The 22,381-nt window shown below is 46.6% G+C and carries 16 protein-coding genes, 1 pseudogene and 1 riboswitch; of the genes and pseudogenes, 6 read left to right on the top strand and 11 right to left on the bottom strand.

All coding sequences use genetic code 11. From position 1 onward, the window contains the following. Positions 1 to 286: 286 nt before the first annotated feature. Positions 287 to 367: riboswitch (cyclic di-GMP riboswitch) on the bottom strand. The 8 genes and pseudogenes from LKX83_RS04230 to LKX83_RS04195 all read right to left on the bottom strand — a co-directional run bounded on the left by LKX83_RS04230 (position 339) and on the right by LKX83_RS04195 (position 11,855). Next, a complete protein-coding gene (locus tag LKX83_RS04230; RefSeq protein ID WP_227880913.1) occupies positions 339 to 1,037 on the bottom strand; it encodes a cupredoxin domain-containing protein in 699 nt (232 codons plus the stop codon). (Overlaps the previous riboswitch by 29 nt.) A 34-nt stretch (positions 1,038 to 1,071) precedes the next feature. Further along, complete coding sequence (locus LKX83_RS04225) at positions 1,072 to 1,773, bottom strand: anti-sigma factor (RefSeq protein WP_227880912.1); 702 nt, start codon at positions 1,771 to 1,773, stop codon at positions 1,072 to 1,074. After that, positions 1,763 to 2,338, bottom strand: coding sequence for an RNA polymerase sigma factor (locus tag LKX83_RS04220; RefSeq protein WP_227880911.1), 576 nt, complete (start codon positions 2,336 to 2,338; stop codon positions 1,763 to 1,765). The genes LKX83_RS04225 and LKX83_RS04220 overlap by 11 nt, the downstream gene beginning before the upstream one ends. A gap of 161 nt (positions 2,339 to 2,499) precedes the next feature. After that, positions 2,500 to 2,766 (bottom strand): hypothetical protein, encoded by a 267-nt coding sequence (locus tag LKX83_RS04215; protein WP_227880910.1) that lies wholly within the window; start codon positions 2,764 to 2,766, stop codon positions 2,500 to 2,502. Positions 2,767 to 2,802: 36 nt separating this feature from the next. Continuing rightward, positions 2,803 to 3,987, bottom strand: a complete 1,185-nt coding sequence (locus LKX83_RS04210) for a stalk domain-containing protein (protein ID WP_227880909.1) — start codon at positions 3,985 to 3,987, stop codon at positions 2,803 to 2,805. A gap of 85 nt (positions 3,988 to 4,072) precedes the next feature. Next, the gene (locus LKX83_RS04205) at positions 4,073 to 4,369 is read right to left on the bottom strand and encodes a hypothetical protein (protein ID WP_227880908.1); all 297 of its coding nucleotides are present in this window, start codon (positions 4,367 to 4,369) and stop codon (positions 4,073 to 4,075) included. Between the two features lie 35 nt (positions 4,370 to 4,404). Then, positions 4,405 to 4,716, bottom strand: a pseudogene (locus tag LKX83_RS04200) (aminopeptidase); the annotation flags it as partial. A 350-nt stretch (positions 4,717 to 5,066) separates the two neighbouring features. Next, positions 5,067 to 11,855, bottom strand: coding sequence for a polysaccharide lyase family 8 super-sandwich domain-containing protein (locus LKX83_RS04195; RefSeq protein WP_227880907.1), 6,789 nt, complete (start codon positions 11,853 to 11,855; stop codon positions 5,067 to 5,069). Between the two features lie 358 nt (positions 11,856 to 12,213). Here LKX83_RS04195 and LKX83_RS04190 point away from each other — a divergent pair, with 358 nt between their 5' ends. The 6 genes from LKX83_RS04190 to LKX83_RS04165 all read left to right on the top strand — a co-directional run bounded on the left by LKX83_RS04190 (position 12,214) and on the right by LKX83_RS04165 (position 19,560). Beyond that, on the top strand, positions 12,214 to 13,977 hold the full coding sequence (locus tag LKX83_RS04190) for a sensor histidine kinase (protein WP_227880906.1): 1,764 nt from the start codon (positions 12,214 to 12,216) through the stop codon (positions 13,975 to 13,977). Between the two features lie 29 nt (positions 13,978 to 14,006). Continuing rightward, the gene (locus tag LKX83_RS04185; protein ID WP_227880905.1) at positions 14,007 to 15,374 is read left to right on the top strand and encodes an ABC transporter substrate-binding protein; all 1,368 of its coding nucleotides are present in this window, start codon (positions 14,007 to 14,009) and stop codon (positions 15,372 to 15,374) included. A gap of 37 nt (positions 15,375 to 15,411) precedes the next feature. Beyond that, a complete protein-coding gene (locus LKX83_RS04180) occupies positions 15,412 to 16,197 on the top strand; it encodes a response regulator transcription factor (RefSeq protein ID WP_227880904.1) in 786 nt (261 codons plus the stop codon). A 159-nt stretch (positions 16,198 to 16,356) separates the two neighbouring features. After that, positions 16,357 to 17,700 (top strand): ABC transporter substrate-binding protein, encoded by a 1,344-nt coding sequence (locus LKX83_RS04175; RefSeq protein WP_370639021.1) that lies wholly within the window; start codon positions 16,357 to 16,359, stop codon positions 17,698 to 17,700. An 84-nt stretch (positions 17,701 to 17,784) separates the two neighbouring features. After that, a complete protein-coding gene (locus tag LKX83_RS04170; RefSeq protein ID WP_227880903.1) occupies positions 17,785 to 18,738 on the top strand; it encodes a carbohydrate ABC transporter permease in 954 nt (317 codons plus the stop codon). Then, positions 18,739 to 19,560 carry a carbohydrate ABC transporter permease gene (locus tag LKX83_RS04165; protein WP_227880902.1) on the top strand — a complete coding sequence of 274 codons (822 nt, stop codon included), beginning with the start codon at positions 18,739 to 18,741 and terminating at the stop codon, positions 19,558 to 19,560. It abuts the gene before it with no gap. 105 nt (positions 19,561 to 19,665) lie between these two features. On the opposite strand, the gene LKX83_RS04160 is transcribed toward LKX83_RS04165, so the two are convergent. From LKX83_RS04160 to LKX83_RS04150, 3 genes are all read right to left on the bottom strand, one after another. Further along, positions 19,666 to 19,977, bottom strand: coding sequence for a type II toxin-antitoxin system RelE/ParE family toxin (locus LKX83_RS04160; protein WP_227880901.1), 312 nt, complete (start codon positions 19,975 to 19,977; stop codon positions 19,666 to 19,668). A 12-nt stretch (positions 19,978 to 19,989) separates the two neighbouring features. Next, positions 19,990 to 21,849 (bottom strand): N-6 DNA methylase, encoded by a 1,860-nt coding sequence (locus LKX83_RS04155; RefSeq protein ID WP_227880900.1) that lies wholly within the window; start codon positions 21,847 to 21,849, stop codon positions 19,990 to 19,992. 148 nt (positions 21,850 to 21,997) lie between these two features. Then, positions 21,998 to 22,276 (bottom strand): type II toxin-antitoxin system Phd/YefM family antitoxin, encoded by a 279-nt coding sequence (locus LKX83_RS04150; protein ID WP_227880899.1) that lies wholly within the window; start codon positions 22,274 to 22,276, stop codon positions 21,998 to 22,000. Between the last annotated feature and the right edge of the window lie 105 nt (positions 22,277 to 22,381).

Below are 22,381 nucleotides of genomic sequence, written 5' to 3'. Positions count from 1 at the left end.
TCCTTGCCGAAGTTGCGGCCGGCGACGCGCGCGGCGGAGCTTAGGGGCCGGCAACAAATGGAAGCTATTGATGTCGGCGGTACAGATGATGAAAATTTCATGACAGGGCTTAGACTAATTATTGCAGGTGGAACTGAAGCGATGGCATCAAACAAATGATTTTGAAATACCGTTATAGATCTTTAACTCCCAACAGAGCGTTTCCGACCCGGAATGACTATCCGTTGGACAAAAAGACACGACCTCTCAAAGGCCATGCCAGCTTGTCATCTCGGATGTTGTTTGAGAGGGTAACCCGGCGATCATTGCACTAGTGCAGAAGACCCGTGGCTTTGCGTTTAATTCACAATAATTTTCATGTTCATAAACGGATGCGGTTGGCAGTATACTTCATATTCGCCGGCTTTGTCTACCGTAACGGTGTACGATTCGTCCTGCTTCAAGAAGCCGGTGTCGAATTTGCCGTCAACCGTAGCCGTATGTTCTGCCGCATCTTTATTGACGAAAGTGATTTTTGAACCGGTAGGGACAGTCAGTTCACTCGTGGAGTAATCGTAATTTTTAATTTCGACGGTATAGCTTTTCGGTTGCGGAGTTTCCTTGGGCGTTTCCTTGGGCGTTTCCTTGGGCGTTTCCTTCGGCGTCTCTATTGGAGTTTCCTTGGGCGTTTCCTTGGGCGTTTCCTTCGGCGTTTCCTTGGGCGTTTCCTTCGGCGTTTCCTTCGGCGTCTCTATTGGAGTTTCCTTGGGCGTTTCCTTAGGTGACTCTATTGGCGAATTCGCAGCGCTTGCCGATGGGGACGGGCTCGCCGATGCCTCTTGTCCTTCCGTCTTAGACGGCGAAGCCGACGGGGAAACTGACGGCGACATTGCCGGCTGGTTCGAAGCCGGAGGACTTTCGGAGCCCATTGTCGCATGCTCCATCGTGCTTTCTTCGGACGCGCCGACGCTCGGGGCTGCGGTTTCCTTGGAACTACATGCCGTCATAACGAAAGTCAATCCGATTGCCAATACGAGTAGCAAAGCCATTTTATTCATAGAATTCTCCTGTCCTTTCTGCTCGTTATTTACATCAGGTTCCGACGACCTTGCTCCCCCGGGGAGCCGTCCCGGCGTCATCCGGCTCGAGAGTCACGCCAATGGCATCGAACTGTTCTTGCGGGCGCATATCCAGCGACAGCACGCCGAAACCGTCAACCTTGACCCTGAACGTTCCGGCATTGCTGCGCTGTCCGTCCTTTATCATCCATACTTGGTACGCTTCGTTGCCCTTGTTGGCGGGAAGGCCGTACAAATACACCACAAGCTTTCGCCGATCCCCTTGTTGGAGAATGCAAGCCATTCCTTTGGTCGATTCGAATTCCACTGCCGCCGGTTTCAATGGCATTAACGAAACGACTTGAGACGATGAGACGGACGGCGCAGCCCCTTTCTCTTTGAGCAGGACGATATTCCAGACGACGCTAATGAATAGAAGCGGCACAAGCGCCGCGACGACGCCGTAGTTCCAGAACCATCGTTTCTTGCTTTTCTCTAGTCTAGGGCTCTTTTGGAAAATGGCGTTCATCACTTCATCCTTTAAATCCGCCGGAACTTCGACCTGTTCCATCTCCATCGGCAACACCTCCCATGTCCATTGCAACTCTTGCAGTTCCTGCTGACAAGACCGGCAAGAGGCCAAATGGCGTTCAAACTCCTTGCGTTGTCGTGGCGAACATTCGCCCAGCATATAGGAAACGCACAGCCCACAGGATGCGTCTTGTTTATTCGGCATGCTCATCTTCCCCCCATTCCTGCAGATGCTTGCGCAATATTTTCAAAGACTTGTGAAGCCGGCTTTTGATGGTGCCCAGCGGCTCATGATTGACTTCGGAAATTTCGCTAAGCGTATAGCCCTGCCAATACATTTGCTCGATCAGTTCCGCCTGGCTTTCGGACAGAAAACGGTAAGCGCCGCGAATGCGCTCTCTCAGCAATTCCATTGTTACGATTCTGCCTGGATCATTAATGGAAGTGTCGGCAATTTGTTCCCACTGCTCTGGGTCCATGCTTACTGACTTGCCATGCCTGCGCTCTTTGCGCATGTAATCGATCGTAATGTTGCGAGTAAGCGTAAGCATCCAGTTGACAAACCGCCCCTTGTTCGGATCGTATTTCTCCGTCGTCCATAATCGGGTAAACACCAGTTGAACGACTTCTCTTGCGGCGTGCTCTTTGCGGGTCGATCTTAAGGCAAAAGAATACACCAGCTTTACATAGCGTTCGTACAACTGTTCCAAAGCGGAGCGGTTTTTTTGCATAACTCTCCGCATCAATTCCATATCCGAAATATTCTCCATTTCATATGAGCTCACCTCAGCACCCCGCTTCCCATATTCTAAATAACGCAAACATTCGCCAATCGGTTTTTCATAAGCAAAGAAAGATCCGAATCAAAGGGAGCTTTCCCCGATTCGGACCTTTATCCGCAACCGCACGAAAATCGCGCAATCCGTAGTACTTAGTACCCGTAATCGTACCCGTCGTCGCCGGATTCGCTTGCGGGGTCTTGCGACGGTGACGAGCCTCCGGTCGTCGCGAAATGAACCACTTGCTTCACTTCCGGTTGTGCCGGAGATACTCCATCCGAAGCGCTCGCGGCCACCGAAGCCGCAGGTTCGGCCGAACCAGCCGAATTGCCATAAGATGCTCCGGACCCGGACGAACCGCATGCCGCCAGAACCAGGATCAACCCCATCAACATGGCGATCACAAACGGTTTTTTCATGCTGAATCCCTCTGCTTAACCTTTATTTTGTGTCCTTTAGTACGGGTACGGATATCCGTAGTCATTCGAAGGCGGAGCCGGAGTTGGAGCCGGAGTTGGAGCCGGAGTTGGAGCCGACGGGGACATCGTAGTGAAATGAACGACTCGCTTCACTTCCGGCTGAACCGGCATATGATCGTTGCCAACCAACTGCATCGTCAACGTATGCTCCCCTGGGGGTACGTTCTTATACGTATACGAGTTTTCAAACACTTTCGCGGCAACCGACACATCCGATACATCTTGGTCTAGCCACAAGTGGATGTGGCCTTCGCCCGCCACCAGCGTCATATGGGTGCGGAAATCCACCAGTTTGAAGTTCTGCACGTCCATGTTGACCGTAACGTCACTGCCCGTCAAAACGGTACCCTCCTTCGGGCCGGTAACAGACAAGTTCGGCTGTTGCGTGCTTTCTCTTCCGGCGGTCGTCGTGAAATGAATGACCTGCTTCACTTCCGGCTGAATCGTGGCGTGATCGTTACCGACCAGTTGCACCGTCAGTGTATGATCACCCGCTGGCAAATTGCTGAACGTAACCGGTTCCGCCAGAAATTGCTTGGTCGAGGCAAGCGGATCGTTCGCATCGGCATCCAGCCACAAATGAATATGTCCTTGACCGGGTACAGGCTGCGTATTCGTACGGAAATCTTTCAGTGCGTGGTTGAACGCTTCAACAGCAACCGTCACCTTATCGCCTTGCAGCACGTCGCCCTCTTGCACGCCGAGGACGTTAAGGGTTGGGGCACCGCTCGTTTGTAGGTTCATCATAGTCATGTCCTGATCTTCTTCAAAGGAAAGATTGAGCAGGCCAGCCAAAGAGTCAAGCGGCCCGTAAGTACGGTTCCCGATCAGTCGGATCGGTGTGCTAAACTTCATTTCCATCCCGTTGACGATCACTTTGTCGGAGTCGATCGTCATTACGATGACGTTACTGTCTTTTTTCACCGTCACTTTTTTCTTTTGCCCGTCCCAACTGATTTTATCTCCGATTCTGTCAATCACTCTGTGATACGGCACGATAAAACGGCCGTTTTCGACAAATGTCGGCTCCGCAATCGAGAGCGTTTTGCCATCCACCATCACCATCCCATTCGATTTGACCGGCTCGGCTGAAGCCGTCGCCGGTATCAACGACAGAAACAGCGCTGATATAAGCATTGACGCAAACCACATTTTGCTCATTGCCTCTTCTCCTCCGCTATATAAAATTTGGGTATACACCCACACAAGTAAACGAAGGATTCAAGAAACCTGTTTGTGCAGATTTTCAAATATACATATTTGCCTGATCCCGGTATGCCACATAAGGGGTGCCGTCAAACACGTATAAAGAATAGAGGGTACCGGATTCTTCGTCCAAGTTCGATGCTTCGCCTGATGTAAATCCGGGACTGCTTAACGCCTCCCAACGCTCATTAAAGGCAGATGTATGACCTCCACCCGGTACAAGCAGTCCGATCATACCGCCAATCATCATCACCGACGCCAGTAAGATCGCCTTTGTTTTTTGTTTTATATATAAAAAGAGGACCGCCTCAAGAAAGACGTCCCCTTGAACATGCATGCTTAAAACCGCCCGATATCCTCAGCCCGCCGACGTTACATACGCCAATTGCCGCCACGAAACAGCGGAACGATATTTCCGGCAGCAGTAACGCCATTTATATCCAACTTATCAGACCCGATCATAAAGTCTACGTGCGTATTGCTTGTATTGATTCCGCGACTAAGAAGCTGTTCCTTCGTCATTCTAGTTCCATTCTCAAGAACGATAGGAAAGCCGTTTCCGAAAGCCAAGTGACAGGATGCATTCTCATCGAAAAGTGTATTGTAAAACAGCGTGTTCATTCGTGCGATCGGCGATTCCTGAGGTACAAGAGCAACCTCGCCCAAATAATGCGCCCCCTCGTCCTCATGGAGTCCAAGTACGGCGGCAAGCTTCGGCGTATGAAGTCCTGTGATTTGAGCGGAGTTCGAAACATTTCCGGACCAGCACCGATCACAAGCGGCTGCCCCTGCTGCAAATTTAGCCCGATCTTCAAAATAACGTCGCAATACTTGTCCAACCAAATCTCCGGTAGGGTCATAGACACACGTCCAATCCTTCAGATAATAAAGCAAATTTGTACGGCTACAGGATAACATGGCGCCCTCCCAAAATGATCACAAAAACGACTCAAGTCACCCATGCCGGGCGTACAAGCAAGAAATGGCGATGCAGGGATCACCCCTGGCACCGCCATTTCATTATTTTTTATGGATCACCGGTTTAACAAATTATAGACGACTTGAGCCGCTTCCGCGCGGGTCGTGATGCCTTGCGGATCGAAGCTGCCCGCCTTCCGTCCTTGAATCAGCTGCAGCGATGCCGCCAGGTTGACGTATTCTTTCGCCCATGGGGAAACCTGCGCCTCGTCTTTGAACGATACGGCTGTTCCTGTCGCTTGCTTGCCGTGCACCGCTTCATAGGCGCGCATCAGCATGACGACCATTTCCTGGCGCGTAATGCGCGCGTTCGGATCGAAGCTGGATGCCGTCTTCCCCTTTGCAATGCCCGCATTCACGGCGATGGACACCGCGTCCGCATACCAGTCGGTCGCCTTCACATCCTCAAACGCGATTCTTCCCTTCTCCGACAGCTCGAGCGCTCTCACCAGCAGCGATGCGAATTCGGCGCGCGTGACGCTGCGCTCCGGCGCATATTTCGTCGCGCTTATGCCGGTTACAATTTGCTTCGCCGCCAGCTCTTTGATGATTTTCGCGGCCCAATGGGTTGCCGGAACGTCTTCGAACATTTTGGAAAGCTCAAGCACGGCATATTTGCTGAAACGATAAATTTCCGCGATCATTTCGCCGTTCGCATTTGGTCCGCCGATATATTCCAGCTCGCCATTGTCCGAAATATAGTAGATGCTCGTAAGCTTCGGATTCATCGCCGGATCGACTTTCAGCCGAATGACGATTGGCTTGTTGAAGCTCGTCAGCTTGACGGAAGTGCCGTCCGCAAACGTCATGAACAGTTGGAATTCATAGACGCCGCCCGCCTGCTTCAGCTCCGCTAGCGAATACTTCGAATTGCGGGCAAGGAGCGCATCCGCTTCGGAGGAAGCAAGCTTCTCCATATTCAGCGTAATTTTGCCGCCCTTCAGCTGCTCTTCCGTCATTGCTTCCGTCAGCTGCTTGAGCACTTCAGACGGTATCGTCAGCGATACGTCCTTCGCGACGACTTCCAGGCTGCCGCCTGCGAGCAGCTCAGCCGCATTCGCCGGCAGCTCGACCTTCTTTGTATCTTCAGGCACTGTCACAACCGCGATGCCGTTCGTCATCTTCAGCTCGCCCGGCTTCACCGCGACCGTTCCCGGTGCATTTTCTGTCGGCGTTGTTCCCGGCGTTACGGATGAACCGCCTCCACTAGGATCGCTTCCGCCATTATGATTTCCGCTATTTCTGACGATTACAGAACATGTTGCTGTCTTACCGCCATCTTCAGTTGTTACGGTTATGATCGCTGTTCCTTCTGCCACAGCGGTTACCATACCGTTACTGTCGACAGTTGCAACATTGGGATTGCTGCTTGACCATGTTACATTCATGTTTACTGCACTGGATGGAGTTATGGTAGCTGTCAGTTGTCCGCTTGTTCCTACAGTCAAATTCATTGTGCCCTTGTCAATGGTAACTCCATTTACTTTCTTCGCTGCTTCCACCAGGTCTTCATACTGTCTTTCTGCAGCTGCCAGTTCTTCATAGTTATCCACTAATGCTTTCTGGTCATCAGACAGTTCATTATAAGCTTCCCGTGCGGCATCGATATCTCCCTTGCTTTTCAAGGAAACCATGCCGATTGCATTTATCAATGCCTTTACGGTTTCCACATCTGCATCAACAACTCTTATTTCCTGTTCATACACAAGCTCTGGATTAGCAACACTGATCGCTCTTACAACTGCGGTTCCTACACTAATTGCTTTTATTAAGCCTTCGTTCGTTACGAGGAGAACATGTTCATCACTGGAAGTCCAGCGAATGTTCTTGATTGATGCATTATCGGGAGTAACTGAAGCATCAAACTGGGCAGTTGTCCCTTTCTCGATGATGGCTACGCCACCTTGCACCTCAAGACTGGATACCGGTATGGGAGCGCCGTTATACTCTGTTACCGTTACATCACAACTAGCATAAACAGCATCTGAAACCGAAGAATAAGCCTTAATTACTGTTGTTCCTGTTGATAAACCAGTTACAATTCCTTTTGCCGATACTGTTGCTATTTCAGGGTTTAGGCTGACAAATGCAACACTTCCCTCATTGATATAAGGTGGATCTGTAATAATAGCAGCTGTTTTCTTATGGTTCCGTAAAACAGTAAGTTTTTCGGAAGCAAACTGAATGGAATTCACAGTTGTTTCTGCCAAACTTCCAATTACCTCAAATTCATACAAAGAATATCCATACGTGGTACCGCGCTTAATCCCTTGCATACGAACGTATCTTCCCTGTACCGGCTCATCAAGTACATACTTCTTCCATCCGGAAGAACCGTTTCTTTCATTTACTACAGTAGTAACCGTGCCACTGTCGTCAAACACCTGAATGTCGTACTCTTTACCGTAAGCTGTTTCCCAAAGCAAATTAATCTGATAAATATGGCTTGGAGCGCCTAAGTCAATGGTATACCACTGATCATCTGTTCTCGCAGACGCCCACCGCGTTGAGGTATCTCCATCTATAGCAGCTTTAGGATCACTATTCGTGGTGTCATTGCCGCTTGTTGTTGCTGTTTTTCCAAGTGCAAGATTTTGAAGATTAACTCCATCTTGCCCGCTTTGCGCTTTAAACGAGAGAACACGGAACTGATAAAGAGAATAGGCAGCAGGCGCTTCTGTACCGCTTAATCTAACATATCGGTATTTTTGTACTTCATCAAATTCAATCCAGACATTACCGCCTTTACCGTTCGTCTCCGTAAAGAGGGTTACCCAGTCATTTCCATTCAGAGAGCCCTGAACCACATACTTGGTGGCATATTGCTGCCAGTTAAGCTCAATTGCTCCAAACCCTTTAGGTGATCCTAAATCGATCTGCAGCCATTGAACATTGCCTACACTGGATTCCCAACGGGAAAGATAATCGCCATCTGTTGCTTTATTAGCAGAGTAAGCACCATTGGCGGAACTTGCAGAAGTATTTGCGTGAAGCGCAAGGTCTTGCGAAGTACGGACATTAATATTTGCACTTACACCTGCATCCGTTCCAAGAACCGTAGCAGTAAGAACCGCCGTTCCGAGTGCTTCAGCCTGCAATGCTCCTGTTGAAGAATTCACTGTAGCCATATCCATATCTGAAATCGTATAGTTTATATCACCGGTCGCATTCATCGGTGCTAATTTGACGGCCGGGACTAAATTATACTTCATGACCGCCTCAAGCTGTTTATCCTTAAAGCGGATCTTTTGTATGGGTGCAATTTCATGGACATAGGATAAATAAAGGTCGGCAATCGCTATTGAATCGGCCTCACCGCTTATTGTAAGCAATAGGTAGTTCGTACCATCCTCTAATTCAGGAATGCTGTATACCACTTTATTGTAGTTCCCATAATCACCGGCAATCTTTGGACTGGAAGCGACAGGCGTAAAGCTTTTCCCGTCTTTGGAAGACATAATCGAGACGGCACCGCCATTTTCTTTGGCAATAAAAGCAGTCAACTTGGCATTTCGTATATTGGTATAACTATAAAGCATTGTTGCGTTTTCGGAACCCTTTTTGATCAGAATATCTTTATCGCCGCCGAATTTAGCACCATCTCCGGTTATATAGGCGGCACCGCCTTCTACCTCATACGCTCTGGAATCATCCAGCATCGTATCCATTACAACACGGTCAGAAGTCCAGGCATAATTGATTACCAGTTTTGACAACTGCGGCGCCCAAATCTTGGTATTGTTGGAGACCGCAATCTTGATAAACTTGATGGAACTATCCAATTCCGCTGAATTGGTATATACCACTTTACTCCACTTATCTTTAACTACGGTTCCGTTTTTTGCTGCAGGAATGGGAATCCAGTTCTCATTATCTGTTGAACCATAGAATTGAAGTATGGTACTATCGCCTGCATTAGCTAAGCCATAATCATAGGTCGTCAATTCAAAGTCTTTTGGTGTTGGCGTATAGTAGGTTACATATTCCTCTCGTCTTGGATTCGTTTTATCGGCATCATTTCTCTTAAAACGAGTGGTATCTCCATCATAATAAGTATTCGCATTGGAAGCATCGAATGCCCATCCTCCGGAATAACTGACCGTCTTGGAGAAATCTTCGAATTCTTCGATCAAAGTACGTGTATTGCCAATGCTATAGGATCTTTCTGGCGATAGGCTGCCTTCGCCTGAATCATTAATAGCTTTAACTGCAAAATAATAAGTCGCATTTGCATTTAATCCTTTGATTTCCGCTGTTGTTCTGGAAGTAACAAGCGATTCCGAATAATTTCCGCTTTCCGTACCGTAAACCAGCTTATAACCTGTTGCTCGCAAAGCTTTTGCAAATTCAAGACTCAACGTGTTATCGTTTAAAGTCATACTTGTAATTGATGTTTCTCCTGGCGCCTCAAGTTTTTTAAAAGAAAACGCAGCCTCGATCGGATTCCCGACAGAATTAGTGACATCTATCTGAAGCCGAATTGACGGAGAAGTTTGAATCACTTTAATCCGGCTGTCGTTAGAAATAACCCCAGTAGCTGCCCGATTAATATCCACGGTAATGGTGCCCGAATTTTTCTTTGTCGTATCCGAAAGAGCAATGCTAAGTTTATGATCATCTTCTTTTATCATTATAGAAGAAGCTGTATCAACAGATAGATAATCTTTCACACCCATTGCATCAATGGACTGATCCCCATCTTTCCAGAAATTCACACCAAGAATATTGCGTGTTTTCTCATATACAGCGTGTACATCATTATCCTGGCGGATGATTTCAATACCGCTGGAGTCTGCATAGTTTTCAACCTGCGCTGCGGTCATTCCCGGCAATAGAACGTATGCATAGCTGTCATTCACCGGCTTTGAGCCATGATCAATCCACATCGTAATGTAATTGGCTGATTGAACACTGTCATCTACATTATAAGAGCCCAAATTCGTCCATTTTCCTGTTCGGGTTTCACGGACTGCGCCGATCTTAGTTTCTTTTGGAAAATAAACGCCGATATTGGAGCCCTTAACATTTCCTTCAATTAATGCCCACCTGGCATTATCGATTGTCCCCTTCCAACCAAGCTCGTTCGATTGTTTCACTCCATTGATAATGAGAGCATTATCGCCTGTAATATAATGGTTATCGATGGTTGTTTCCACATTATTATTGTGTGTAGAAGTAATACCTGTTCCTACCGCTACAACCTCGTTATCAAACATAAACCACGATTTTTTTGCGCTCACTTTTGTGCTTCCGGATGAAATCTCCAGGCCGGCAGTGCTGTAAGAACCATCAAGAGTGGTGCTTCCTGCAAAGGAGTTTATATTTGTATGGCTGCCAACAGTGATGCCGTTAACGGCAGTTACACCAGCAAGCCGATACCAATCAAGCGTTGGTTTTTGATAGGTATACTGTCCAATATCAGGGGTATAAACATAAGTCTGTCCAAGACCTGTATACCAGCCTTTTGTATTACTGTCGCCTTGCTCAAAGGTGGTGATATCTTTGCTATACATGGAAAGACCAAAAGAGAACTTGTTTGTAGTATGAACAGTTCTTGCACCTTTGCCAAAGGTATAGCTTTTTCCCGCATTTGAAACCGGCTTAATTGAATCATCCTTAAGGATTTCCAATGTTTTGGAGAGATTATATACGGGGAACATATACCATGCAACACCGGCACCCTCATTTAAAGTACGTATTGCATTTTCATTATTCATCCATTCCTTAATCATTCCTTTAAGTCTCTTACCCGACTCCTCGGATACCGTTTCTGAGAACAGTAGGACGTCAAGGCTGATGGTAATGCCAGCATAGGCATCGGTAGTATCTGTACGGGTGATTTCACGTCCCCTTACCATATCCATGAAGACGCCTTTATACATAAAAGGCAAATAGCTTTTTTCCACAATGGTACTCATATTATCTCTTTCAGGGCCGGTAATATTCCATGGAGAGTGATCAAGCATGTAAATAAAGTGACTAATATCAGAAAATGCTTCTTTACCATAGCCACCATTGTAAACAACATTTCCGTGCTGCATAAAAGTACCGTCTTCATAATAGCCATCGCCACTTTTAACATATCCCATATAGGAAGGAACATCTTTTTGAACATAGGCTAGGATTTCGCTTTTTTTAAGAAGAATACCTGAATACATGCGGACACGATCTCTCCACAAAGCATTTGCGCCAACATACATATAAGCGTCTCCACCGGTTTTGGTTGCACCCTGAAGAGCAGTTGATACATAAGCTTGAACCTGTTCTGCTGTCAGATAGTCATACATAAGCAGAATTGTCTCGCTAAGATAAATCGGCCCCCCGATTTCCCAAGTAAACCAATTCCCATAGGAATTCGTTTCTACTCCTTTCTTAAAATGATTTTTATAAATATAATCCATTCCACGGAGTATCTCACTTTTCAACTTTTCATTCTGATAAAGTTCACAGCCTTTGGTCTGAAAGGCTAAAGCCATAAACTTAAGGCTTCGGATCGTAAACTGGGTATTATTCGAATCGCTATATGCCGAACCGCGATTACCAAGCATATATTCCTTCCAAAGGTAATCATTGTTTCCCCAATCCGGTGTAGGACTAGGGTTGATCCTCTCAAGAAGATCCTGCGCCACATGATTTATAGCATGAAGCAACCCCTGCATATTCGGGTCCTTAGGATCATAATCGCCACCCATAGCCATGTACTGCCATTTTTCTCGTAGCTTATCAAATTCATCGACTGTTTTCCCTTCTTTTTTCCCTTCTGCGAAAACAGTCATATTGTCCAAAGCCATGGTCAGCATCATTACAAGAGCTAAAAGAATACTCAATATACGTTTTTGTTTCATGACTACTCTCCCCCGATAAAATTTGATTTTCCTGTGTAACCGCTTTCCGGTCCATTTTATCTAATCGAAGGGGCGCGCGATAATGGGGTGAATCTATCTTTTATACCGATTTTTCGCCCAATCTGCTCTCCGATGCCGGATCTCTGATGAAGCGTTTATTCATCCGATCCACAACGAGATTCGCTTCTCTTTATATCATGTGTTCGTTTTCAAAAGTCTGGACATTTTCGTATCCGATGGATTATTTTTAGATTATTCTCTATTTAGCCAATTTCGTGTAATTGTTTTGGACATGAATCATTTCTTATTTTGACAGCGCTTTCAGTAAGTTGACCGATTGGGGAGGCACAGAAAGGCCATGTCGCGAACCGTTTCGATCCGCACCATTTTGTTAACGGCCATCTTGTTTCTCATGATATTTCCGCTTGTCGTCATCACACTGATCACCTACCAGAAGCAGAACGATCTCTTTCAGAATCAAGCCAGCCAATTTGTACAGCAATCTGTCGCGCAAACCAAAAGCACGCTGGATACGAACCTGAACGAAATCGATCGGCTAACCTGGTCGCTGCTTTATCAACAATCGTTGGAATTTATCGACACTCCGTTGAATACGACCTATCAGCTCAACGAAGCAAACCGGAAATTCAAAGAGAAGGTGTATTCCGATTTGTTCAGCGGAAAGCTGGACCATATTCGTACGATCTCGTTTGTGACTCCCGACAACTTTGTACTGTCTACAGACAGCTCCCTGTCACATTACAATCAGCTGAATCAGAAAAATTACAGCTATATCATCGAACAGTTCAAAGCGGAGCCATTAAAGATGCATTGGCTCAGCAACGAGCAAGCAATCTATCAATCCAAAGCAGGCTTCAATACTCCCGTTCATGCTTCCGTGACGGCAGTGCGAAGAATCGTCGACAGCAATACAGCCGAGCTGAGAGGCTATCTATTCATCCAGCTTAACGACCTCTTTCTGGATGAGTATCTTCGCAATGTTCGGATCGGTTCGACAGGATCTCTCCAAATTACGGATCGCTTCGGCGAAGTCATATACAGTCAGCAATCCGAATTGTTTAACAACCCCAAAATTACGTCGGCTATTCAAGAGCTTCCCTCTTTCGGCAGCGGGACGATCACTGTAGACGGCAAATGGCTTCTATCCTACGACACTTCAGCGGTTAGCAATTGGAAATTGACTGCCGTCGTTCCTTTGAATGAAGTGCTCGGACCTAACCAGCAAATCCTCAAAGTCCTGTTGATCATGGCTGGACTTGGAGCGATCGTCTCTTTCGTTATCGCGCTCCTGTTCACGGCGGTTCTTTCGAAACCGGTAATCGGTTTGGCTAAAGTCATGACGGTCGCTTCCATCGACAATTTGAAATTAATAAAGCAAATGAGCTCGATTCGAGAAATCAGCATTTTACAGCGCAATTTCAAACGGCTGATGGACCGGACGCAACAGCTGCTTATCGAGAATGAAAACGCGCAGAAGCAAAAAGGCGATGCCCAGTTGAAAACGCTGCAAATGCAAATCCAGCCCCATTTTTTGTACAACACGCTAGATACGATCTACTGGATGTCGAAAAAGCATGGCGCCGAGCCGATCAGCAAGCTGGTCACCGCACTCGGGAAATTTTTCAGATTTACGTTGAATTCGAGTTTAGAGCGCGTGACCCTGGAGCGGGAAGTGGAGCATGTCGAAAACTATTTGCGAATTCTTGCTTTCCGATACAGAGATAAACTGGACTATCGAATTACGATGGAGCCGGAGCTGAATGACGTCTGGACGATGCCGCTCGTATTGCAGCCGATCGTCGAGAACGCGATTGAACACGGCATTGCCAAGTTAAAGACTGGCGGTCATATTAGCTTGGATATTTATCAATCCGATCATGAGGTGCTGATTGATATCGCAAACGACGGACACGATATCGACCTGAGCCACATGAAGCAATTGCTTAAGGATGAAAAGCAAGGCGATCATGTCGGGCTTCGGAACGTTCAGCAAAGAATTCAACTCTCGTTCGGCGAAGCGTTCGGCATACGAATAATCGATCGCGTCAACGGCAGAACCTTAGTCAGGCTATGTATTCCTCTCAGCAGAGAATCGGATTGAGGTCACGGAACAGGAGGCTGTAAACGTACATGAATCGTCTTGGATTTAGAGGCTTGCTGCTCATCTCGGTATCCCTTCTTGTTCTCTGGACGCTGAGCGGAATCGCCATGCTGGACAAAATCAAACTGAGCGAGCCGGTGGACAACGAGAAAGAGCATATCATTCGCGTATTAATCCGCACCGGAACCGAGTCGTCCGCGCTTCGCAAAATAGCGGAACCCTTTACGAAATCCAGCGGCATCAAGGTTGAATTCGTCGAGCTAGGGCGCGACAATTTCTTTACCGCTTTAGGCACCCAGCTATTTGCGGGTTCGGAAGCTTTCGACGTCATGTTCATGCCGAATACCTCAATCGCCCAATTCGCATCTGCGAATGCGATATTGCCGCTCGATCCCTTTATCGAAAATCCGGAATTAACGGACCTGAAATCGTTCAACCTGGACGATTTCCTGGCGATCTACCGGTATCAGAACGCCATCTATGCATTGCCGACCGATATTAGCACGCACTTTTTATATTACCGAAGCGATCTCATTCCCCGTCCGCCCGATACATGGGACGAGTTCTACGCGGTTGCTGAGCTTTTTACGCGATCCATAACGACCGGTTCTCCGACAAAGTGGGGGGCTACGATGCCAGCGGTTGTTCCGGAGGAACGTTCAAAAATCTTCGCTTCCTTGCTGTGGTCCTTTGGGGGAGATGTCATGCGGGAAGATACCGGCCAAGTGATGCTCGATCTCGAACCTTCGATACGCGCCGGCGAATTTCTGGTGAAGATGATTCAAAACAAAGTCATTCCCGACGATCTTCTGTCCTGGGATTTCGCCAGAACGCGCGACGCTTTGCTTAGCGGCGAGGTTGCCATGGCTGCGCCGTACTGGAACGCTTCTTACAAAGATATCATGCAATCAACCAGCCGCTACAAAGATTCGATCAAGATCGCTCTTATTCCGGGCACAAAAGAAGCGGATGGCACGATTCGTCGGGCGACCTTCGAGCATAGCTGGACGCTTGCCATCAATGCCAATTCGGCGAATCCGGTCGATGCGTGGAAGTTTCTCGAATTTGCGACTGGGGAAGTCGGCGGCAAGATCTATGTAGAAGCCGGCGGCATCCCTGCAAGGCGCTCCATTCTCGGGGATGAACGCTATCGGGAAAGCCGGCCCGACTTCGGCTTGCTGCTCGAAAGTCTTCAGACGGCGCGCAATGAGCCCTATGTCCCTTACTATAACGCCCTGATTGAAATCGAAGAACGCGCGCTTGCCAAAATCATAACGCTTTATTCCGAGCCGGAATCGGCTTTCCGAGCAGCCGCCGATGAATTGCGGCATCTATACCAGTCGATTCAGATCAACATCGCTAATCAATCCAAATACAACCTGAGAAACAAAGAGTGAATCGATAATCCAATATAAACATGTAAGGGGATATCCTATGAAAACATCTTGCCGTGCAGCAATCATTGACGATGAATCATGGATTCGAGAAGGTTTAAGCGAGCATATCAATTGGGAACGGATTGGCATCGAGCTTGTAGGCAGCTTCGAGGACGGGCGCGAAGCGCTGCAGATCATTAAAAACAACCCGATCGACATCATCATGACGGATATTCGAATGCCGAATATGACGGGTCTGGAGTTTTTGGCCGAGCTCAGGAAAATCGAAAAGCATAATCCGGACGCTCCCACCAGCAAAGTAGTCATCATGAGCGGATTTGACGATTTCAAATACGCGCAAGAAGCCATCCGTCTGGGGGCATCCGATTATTTATTAAAGCCAACAGCTGTTGAGGACACCGAAAAAGTTCTGCTCAAGCTTAAAGCCCGCTGCCAGGATGAGCGGAACGCCCGCTTAAGGATTCCGAATTTGCCGGCGCCTGCGGAAGGGATCGATGAAAACGCCTCTTTTCTGATCAAGAAAGCGATAAAGCTCATGAATGAGAGATTTACGGAAGACTTACACCTGGTGCAAATTGCCGAAGAGTTGTACATTACGCCGAATTATTTAAGCAGAATTTTCAAGCAGGAAACGGGCAAGTCCTTCAGCGACTATCTATCTTCAAAGCGCATAGAGAAATCATGCGAGCTGCTGACCAAAAGCACTTTGAAGATCTATCAAATCGGAGAAGCCATCGGCTATCCGAATCCTCGTTACTTCAGCGAATGGTTTCAAAAACAGACCGGAATGTCGCCCGGCGATTACCGCAAATATCATAGCTAACCTTCAACCAGCCTTGCGAGGAGCGCTCTTCGCAAGGCTGGATTTCTGTGTAGAATAACGGAACAAAAGATAGGATCGCCACATATGAAACCGATTTTTAAGCGTTTATCATAAAAATGTAAAGCGATTACAAAACATTGTTCTGGAAGGGGTAGTCAGGTGAAACGGAAATTAGGCATGATACTTTCCACAGTGGCGGTTACCGGCATGGTGCTAACGGGATGTGGAAGCAACAACAACGGATCTACCGCATCAAACAGCAGCGAAGGAAGCACTCCTCCTTCTTCTTCTCCTTCTGCAAAAACAACGCAATCCGTTGACAAAAAGGTTGAAATCTTCAGCTGGTGGACGGGAGCAGGCGAGGAAGCGGGCTTGCTTGGCTTGATCAAGCTCTTCTCGGATAAACATCCGGAAATTGAAGTGATTAACGCCGCAGTTGCGGGCGGCGCGGGAACCAACGCCAAGGCCGTGCTCGCGAGCCGCATGCAGGGCGGAGATCCGCCGGATGCATTCCAAGTGCACGGCGGCGCCGAGCTGAACACCGGATGGGTGGCGGCGGACAAAGTTATCGACCTGAACGACTTGTTCACGGAAGAAGGCTGGAACGAGAAGTTCCCTAAGGAATTGATCGACCTGGTCAGCAAAGACGGCAAAGCATACTCCGTTCCGGTCAATATCCACCGCGGAAATGTGATCTTCTACAACAAAAAAATATTCGATGACAACGGCCTTCAAGCGCCTAAGACATTCGACGAGTTCTTCGCTGTCGCCGACGCTTTGAAAGCAAAAGGCATTACACCGCTTGCGCTGGGCGACAAGGAGCCTTGGACGGCTACGATGCTGCTCGAAAATATTATGATGGGCGAGTTGGGAGCAGACGACTACAAAAAACTGTGGACCGGCGAAGTGAAGTTCGATGATGCGCGCGTTACGTCTTCTCTTGAGAAATTCAAAAAGATGCTGACTTACGTGAACGACGATCATGCGGCACGCAACTGGCAAGACGCTTCCCAACTCGTCGCTGAGGGCAAAGCGGCAATGACGAACATGGGCGACTGGGCGAAAGGCTACTTCACGACGGATTTGAAACTCGTTGCGAACGAAGATTTCGGCTGGATCGAAACGCCAAACACTGGCGACAGCTTCATGGTTATTACAGACACGTTCGCTATTCCTAAGGGCGCTAAAGACGAGCAAGCCGCTCGTGAATTTTTGAAGGTGCTTGGCTCTGTTGAAGGTCAAGATGTGTTCAATCCGCTAAAAGGATCGATTCCAGCACGGATCGACGCGGACAAATCCAAATACGATTCTTACGGACAAGAAACGATCGACGACTTCAAAGTAAGCAAGCTCGCTCCAAGCTTGGCTCATGGATCTGCTGCGCCGGAAGGCTTTGCAACGCAAGCGAATCAAGTCGTAAATATCTTCGTAACGAACGGCGATGTGAATCAAGCTCAGAAAGCACTCGTATCCGCCGCGCAATCAAGCGGAATCGGCAACTAATCGGACAGGATTGGCTACACAGAACATCAAACAGGGCCAGATGCGGTCTGCCGTCTGGCCCTGTTTTTTCAGGAGTGAGCGCTTATGACTTCTTCGGTCAGAGAGATCGGTTCAAGCAAAGCAAAGAAAAACCGGGAGCTGTTGCTTCCCATACTGATGCTGTTGCCCTCCGTTGCGGCGATCGCCATATTCATCTACGGATTTATTGCCAAGACCGGCTATACTTCTTTTACGAACTGGAACACCCTTGTCCAAACCAATAAATTGATCGGCTTCGAAAATTATCGATTTCTGTTTTCGGATTTTCGGTTTCAGTCGGATTTAAGAAATACAATGGTGTTTACGATTCTCTTCATTGCCGTAACGATAATTATCGGTATATTTCTGGCCCTCATGATTGACCATAAAGTTCGCGGGGAATCGTTCTTTCGCAACGTGTTTATATTTCCGATGGCGGTATCCTTTATCGTCACAGGCGTCATCTGGCAGTGGCTGCTTAATCCAACAACCGGATTCAATCTGATCCTGAAAAAAATCGGCTTTGACTCAGTGCCTAAGTGGTATACAAGCACGGAAATCTATCTCGGATTGCCAATCGGACAGATCAAATTCGGTATTCCGATTGCAATAATCGCAGTCGCGATCGCGACCGTATGGCAAATGTCCGGCTTTGCAATGGCGATGTATTTGGCGGGCTTGCGCGCAGTTCCCGACGATTTGCGCGAAGCGGCCAGAGTCGACGGCGCCAAGGAAGGCCAAATTTTCTTCAAGGTCATCCTGCCTCAGCTAAAACCGATAACGATGAGCTTGATCATTATTCTCGCCCATATTTCCTTGAAAATATTTGATCTGGTATATGCGATGACAGGGCCTGGAGCGATGTTTGTTACCGACGTGCCCGGAGTATATATGTTCGAAACGACATTCCGCGGCAACCATTATGCTCAAGGCGCCGGGATCGCAATGGTCATGCTTGCGATCATATCTCTCCTCATTATCCCGTATCTGGTTTCCAGTCTTAGAAAGGGGGATAAGTAAATGAGAGGTGAACGCGTAAAACGTACGCTGCTCTATCTGCTGCTTTGCGTATTAGCCGTCTTGTTTCTAATCCCGATCTATGTCGTCATATTGACTAGTGTAAAGGGTCTGGATTCTATTACCCTGGAGAAAATGTGGGATTGGCCCGCGAAATTCGATTTCTCGGGGTACAATGTCGCTTTTAAGAAGTTGGCGCCGAACTTGACCAATAGCTTCTTGCTCGTTATTCCCGCTACTTTGCTGTCGGCATTTTTCGGATCGATGAACGGCTACATTTTATCCAAGTGGCCATTCAAAGGCTCCAATACGCTCTTTGCTCTCATACTGTTCGGCATGTTCATCCCCTATCAGAGCATTTTGATTCCACTCATTCAGTTCATGCAGAGCATCAACCTCTATAACTCGCTTGCAGGACTCATTCTTGTGCATGTTGTTTACGGCTTGCCGATCTGCACGCTCATGTTCCGGAATTTCTATGTCGGTATACCAACCGAGGTGCTCGAAGCAGCTAAAATGGACGGGAACGGATTTTTCGGCATCTATCGTCATGTCATCGTCCCGTTGTCCATTACCGGCTTTGTCGTCGTCGGCATTTGGCAATTTACGAATATTTGGAACGAGTTTCTGTTCGCGGTTACCCTCACGACGCAGAAGCAGCAGCCGATCATGGTTGCGCTGCAAAATTTGTCCGGCAGCCAAATCGTTCAGTGGAACGTTCAAATGGCGGGCGCCCTTCTCGCTGCGCTCCCGACGCTGCTAGTCTACATCTTCCTGAGCCGATACTTCATTCGCGGCTTGCTTGCAGGATCGATTAAGGGTTAAGGCGATCGAACAAGGGATGATAAAATGAAGAAATGGCGGTTCAAGGGGTTATCCCTTGCATCGCCATTTCTAGCTTCTGTCCAGACAACATAGAAATTGATACTGTCAAAGTAGTTTCTCGTAATCGCGTTTACTATAAAGAACGCGTCGAACTTCTACAATGTTGTCCATTACGATATAGAATACAAGGTAATTCTCAACCACAAGTATTCGGTAGTCATCCTTAAGCTTCCCTATACTTCTATAATGATGTCCTGAGAAAGGAAACTGTTGCAGATTAGAAATTGCCTTGTCGAGCTTATCAATAAGATGATTTGCAGCCTCTGGCGCAAAGAGTTGTTCGCTAATATACTGAACAATATCTATCAAATCTGATTGTGCTACGGCAAGATAACGCAATCTATACTTTTTCTCCATAGTGCAGCCCCTTTAAACGATATTGTTAATTCCCAATTGTTCAAGCAATTTTTTCTTTTCCGTTGCAAACTTTTGTTCCGTTTCCTTTATGATCCCTTCGTATTCTTGCTTATTTTGTTTAAGCTTCTCACCTACTTCTTTCATGAATTCAAGCGGAAATGACGGGATTTCAAGTTGCTCTAATTTGGAAGGGTTGATCAGTTTAATCGTTGTGCCCGTTTGCAAGGCATCTATCATCCTGCGTCCCCTATCGCTCTGTAAGAATTCATACAAAATATATGCATTATATCGTGTAGGATCTACTCGAATAATTGATAAGTTGCCGCTAATAAATGACTCATGAAATGGAATTTCTGCTATGGCAAACTTAATCATTGAACCTTTGGAAGTGATGAGGATATCCATGGGTCGAATTGCAAACTTCTCAAGCCAGTCTCGTTTTTTATAGGTAATTCTTGCCCTCTCATCATAATAGATTCTCCCATTCTCTATATCTTTGATATTTAGAAAGTAATGTGTTGGAGCTACCGTGAGATCTTCATATTCTTCTTTCGACAACTGAACCCCGCGTCTGATTTCCGCAATTTCTCCAAGCTTTATAGTGTGCTGAAACGATTTCTTCAAAATATCAAAATCCAAATATTCTTTCGAATTAAGACTGAAGTTATAGGATTTTATTTTTTCAACGTCAATTAATCTGCAGAACCGCTCCTCTTCAACACCGTTCCAATAAGAATCAACGATTTTCGATAGACCTTCTTCAGTAATCGCATGTTGATTTCGGTTTATTCTGCATGAATATTCCCCGGCATCTATAAATAATATTTTGCCCAGTCTATTTTCAGGTTTCCTTTTATTAAAAAGGATTAGTTCTGTGCTGATGCTGGTTTTAGAGTAAAGATTCTCTGGCAATGTGATGACGGCTTCAATCACATCATTTTCAATGATTGATTTTCTAATGTTAGTTTCAGTGCTTCTAACTAACGTTCCCTTCGTACCGACAACAATGGCTTTTCCACTTTTATCTAAATGATACAAAACATTCTGATAAAATGCCCAATCGGCCGAGGATTTCGGAGGAATGCCATATTCGTATCTGGGATCGTTCCATGCATTCTCTGGATTCCAGACAGCACCAAAAGGAGCATCTGAAAAAATCAAATCAAATGTGCGGCGCGGGCTCTCTCTACTCACAAGGTCTAATACGTCCTTATTAACGATTTCAAAATTGGGGACGCGATTTACAACCATTAGTAATTTGGAAATTAAATAGGACGATACATTTATCTCTTCCCCATAGTAGGACGTGATGTTATCTTTTCCCGAAGCTTTCAAATGGTGAAACATCTCAAGATAAACACTCGAAATCCCAGAACAGTAGTCGGCAAATGAGCGAATGCGTTCAAGGCGAACCAAACCAAGGAACAGCTTGGTAATCGATGCCGGTGTTTCATGAGTCGCTTCATCACCACCAAATTTAAAAGCCAGCAAGTTAATAAGTTGCACCATTTCCTCCTGATTGTTGAATTGATAATGGTGCAAATGTTTCAATACAGTTTCCAATGCTCGTATAGTAGAATGATTTGAAAAGTGAAGAAACGAGGAGATAAGACCCGTGAATATGCCCTGAAGCTTTTCATTCTCATTCTCCAGCTGTTTCATTTTGTTATCTAACCATTGCACACTTGAGTTCTCTTGAAAAATCCGCCCCCATTGCATATTCTGCCCGTTGCTTTGTTCAAGATTATTCAAATAGTAAATGGATGCTAGAACCAATATAATACGAATAGATTGTTCGTTGGTGTAAATCCCCCTTAACTCATCGAGGCAGATCCAAATCAATCTATTCAACTCATCATTCTTGTCGATCACTATACCGCCACCTTTTAGGTATTGCCATACCTAATAAATTTGGTTAAAAAAATATGTATGTGCATACCTGAAACATATCATGGTATAAATTGGTTGTCAATGAGAACTATCAAACTGGAGGCCATCAGCCCCCAGTTTGATGTAATAATTATATTTCATCTCCCTTACGAATCCGCTGTCTTAATTGATTAAATACCTCGTCATGGCTATAACGGACGTCAGAGTTATTTGCTTCGCTTTCAGCCTCTTGCAGCTTTGCAAAAATTTCAGTGTTGTGCTGCATATGCTCATACTGCTCAATACTCATTACAACCATATCACCATGTCCATTTTTCGTAAGAAATACCGGTTCACGAGTCTCATGTACAATCTTTGATATTTCGGCGAAATTATTTCGCAGATCGGATACAGGTCTAATTTGCGGCAAAGCACTCCCTCCTCCTACATCATTTTATCATTATTATGATAACCAATCAACTTCATCTTTATGCAACGAAAGTGGACTCCTTCGGAGGTCATGCAGAGATACTCG

This window comes from Cohnella baijiui (assembly GCF_020731285.1).
In the GTDB taxonomy this organism is placed as follows: domain Bacteria; phylum Bacillota; class Bacilli; order Paenibacillales; family Paenibacillaceae; genus Cohnella.
The sequence above is the reverse complement of the archived record's forward strand: the minus strand, read 5'-3'. Positions and strand labels throughout refer to the sequence as shown.